The sequence below is a fragment of the Guyparkeria sp. genome, assembly GCF_046545975.1.
GTDB lineage: Bacteria > Pseudomonadota > Gammaproteobacteria > Halothiobacillales > Halothiobacillaceae > Guyparkeria.
On record NZ_JBKGYT010000124.1, the window covers coordinates 1 to 3,473 of the forward strand.

At 67.8% G+C, this 3,473-nt stretch carries 1 protein-coding gene; it reads right to left on the reverse strand.

Features of this window, described 5'->3' with window-relative positions:
- Positions 1 to 3,473 (reverse strand): DNA polymerase III subunit alpha (dnaE, locus tag ACLFMY_RS08730; protein ID WP_410764273.1); only part of this gene is annotated, 3,473 nt, incomplete at its 3' end.

Sequence of the window (3,473 nt, forward strand, 5' to 3'; positions counted from 1 at the left end):
TCCTCCAACCGCCCCATCAACGTAGCCTCCGGCGCCACCCGCCACTCGTCGGCCAGACGAAACGCCCCCCGCCCCAACTCACTCTGCACCTCGACAATCACCGGCAACCCCTCCCCCTCGCGGAACGGCTCGATGATGTCGAGCATCCGCTCGGTCGCCTCGACGCCGCAGTCGGGGGTGAGTGCGATGGTGACGCACTGTGCGAACCGCGCCCGCGCCTCGCCCAGCGTGTAGAGCCGCTTGTGCCGAATCCGCAGGTTGCCGTTGAAGGAATCGAAGGAGACGTCGCCCTCGACGATCACCAGCTGGTCGCGGCCGACGCGGTCGGCGAGGGTCTCGATGTCGTCGCCCACCAGCCGCATCTCGCCGCGGCCGTGGCCGTCATCCAGGGTGACGAACAGCTGCTTGTCGCCGCTCTGCGTGCGCATGGTGCGCTCGGCGACGCACAGCCCCGCCACCACCGCCGGCGTGCCGCGGACGAAACCGCCACCGGCAGCGGCCGCGGCGGCCTCGGCCTTGTCGGTCAGCTCGTCGAGCCGTCCGGTGATGAAGCACTGGATCTCGTCGATGTACTGGTTGATCGGGTGGCCGGTCAGGTACAGCCCGAGCATGTTCTTCTCGAGGCGCAGGCGCTCGTCGTCCGACCACTCGGGCAACGGCTTGATCGGGCTGGCCACCGCCGTCTCCGGCTCGTCCATGCCGCCGAAGAGATCGCCCATGCCGGCCTCGGCGGCGGCGGCGACCTGGCTGGCCGCCTTCATGGCCTCGGGGATGTGGGCGTGCAGCGCGGCGCGCGAGGGGCCGAGCTCGTCCAGCGCGCCGGCGCAGACCATGGCCTCGAGCACGCGCTTGTTGAGCGCCTGCGCGCCGACGCGCTGGCAGAAGTCGTTCATGTCGCGGAACGGGCCGTTCTCGGCGCGCTCGTCGACGATGCGCTGGATGACGCCCTCGCCCACCCCGCGGATCGCGCCCAGGCCGTAGACGATCTCGCGTTCGCCGCCGGCGGTGAAGCGGTAGGCGCAGCGCTGCACGGACGGCGGCACCACGTCGAGCTCCATGCGGCGGCATTCCTCGATCAGGCCGACGACCTTGTCGGTGTTGTCCATGTCCGCGGAGAGCACGGCGGCCATGAAGTACGCCGGGTAGTGGGCCTTGAGCCAGGCGGTCTGGTAGGCGACCAGCGCGTAGGCGGCCGAGTGCGACTTGTTGAAGCCGTAGCCGGCGAACTTCTCGACGAGATCGAAGATGCGGCCGGCCTCGTCGACGTCCACGCCCTTCTCTTTGGCGCCGTCGAGGAAGATCTGGCGCTGCTTGGCCATCTCCTCGGGCTTCTTCTTGCCCATCGCCCGGCGCAAGAGGTCCGCGCCGCCCAGGGTGTAGCCGGCCAGGATCTGCGCGATCTGCATGACCTGCTCCTGGTAGACGATCACCCCGTAGGTGGGCTTGAGCACGTCCTCCAGCCAGGGATGGAGGTACTCGACCTGCTGCTCGCCCTTCTTGCGGAGGATGAAGTCGTCGACCATGCCCGAGTCGAGCGGGCCCGGGCGGAACAGGGCCACCAGGGCGATGATTTCCTCGAAGTTGTCCGGCTGGAGCTTCTTGATCAGGCCCTTCATGCCCTTGGACTCGAGCTGGAACACCGCGGTGGTCTCGCAGCGCTTGAGCAATTCGAAGCTCTTGGCGTCGTCCATCGGGATGGCCGAGATGTCGATCGGCTCGAGGCCCGCCTTCTCGCGCGTGGCGTTGATGGCCTTGAGCGCCCAGTCGATGATGGTGAGGTTGCGCAGGCCGAGGAAGTCGAACTTGACCAGCCCCACGGCCTCGACGTCGTCCTTGTCGAGCTGCGAGGCCGGCGAGGCGTGGTTCGCCTCGCAGAACATCGGCGTGAAGTCGGTGAGCTTGGAGGGCGCGATCAGCACCCCACCGGCGTGCTTGCCCACCGAGCGCGGCAGGCCCTGCAGCGCCCGACCCATGTCGATGATGGCCTGCACTTCCTCGTCGCGATCGTAGAAGTCCTTCAGGTCGGCGGAGTAGCGCTCGGGCTCCTTCTGGCTCTTCTCGGTGCGCCCGAGGGCGTCGTCGAGCGAGACGTCCATCCCGGGCTTGAACGGGATCAGCTTGGCGATGCGGTCGACGAAGCCGTAGGGGTAGCCCAGCACCCGGCCGACGTCGCGGACCACCGCCTTGGCGGCCATGGTGCCGTGGGTGGCGATCTGCGAGACGGCGTCGCGGCCGTACTGCTCGGCGACGTAGTCGATCACCCGGTCGCGGCCTTCCATGCAGAAGTCGATATCGAAGTCGGGCATCGAGACCCGCTCGGGGTTGAGGAACCGCTCGAACAGCAGGTCGTAGGCCATCGGGTCGATGTCGGTGATCAGCAGCGCCCAGGCGACGATCGAGCCGGCACCCGAGCCCCGCCCCGGCCCGACGGGGATGTCCTGGCGCTTGGCCCACTGGATGAAGTCCGCGACGATCAGGAAGTAGCCGGGAAAGCCCATCTGGATGATGACGTCCAGCTCGCGTTCCAGCCGCTCGCGGTAGGTCTGGTGATCTTCTTCCGGGACGCGCTTGAGGCGTTCTTCCAGCCCCTGGGCGGAGAGCTCGCGCAGGTAGTCGGATTCGGTCTGCCCTGCCGGGGTGGGGAAGTTGGGCAGGAAGTTCTCGCCCAGCTTGAGGGTGACGTTGCAACGCTCGGCGATGGCGAGGCTGTTGTCGAGCGCCTCGGGAAGATCACTGAATAGCTCGCGCATCTCGGCGGCACTGCGCAGGTACTGGCGGTCGGCGTAGTCACGCGGGCGACGCGGGTCCTCGAGCGTGCGGCCTTGGTTGATGCACACCCGCACCTCGTGGGCCTCGAAGTCGGTCTGGTCGAGAAAGCGCACGTCGTTGCTGGCGACGACCGGAAGGCTCCGGGCGATGGCGAGATCCACCGCCGACTCGATGAACGCGCCCTCGTTGACGCGGTTGGTGCGCGTGAGCTCGAGGTACAGCCGGTCGGGAAAGCGCTCGGTCCAGAAGGCCAGCGCCTCGTCGACGATGTGATCCAGCCCGTGGACCAGCCCGCGGCCCAGGTCGCTGTCCACGCCGATCAGGGCGATCAGCCCCTCGGACTTCTCAGGCGTGAGCCAGTCGCGGTTCAGGCAGGGCCGGTCGTCGTGCTGGCCCTCGCAGTAGGCCTGCGAGAGCAGTTCGGTCAGGTGCAGAAAGCCGGTGTCGTTCTGCGCGAGCAGCACCACGCGCGACGGCGGGGTCTGGGCGTTCTCGTAGACGAAGCAGTCCGCGCCGAAGATCGGCTTGATGCCCGCGCCGAGTGCCGCCTTGTAGAACTTCACCATCGCAAACAGGTTGCCCTGGTCGGTCAGTGCGATGGCGGGCATACCGCGTTCCTTGGCATGCTTGACGGCGTCCTTGACGCGCAGGGTGCCGTCGATCAGCGAGTACTCGCTGTGCACGTGCAGGTGGACGAAGCTCAT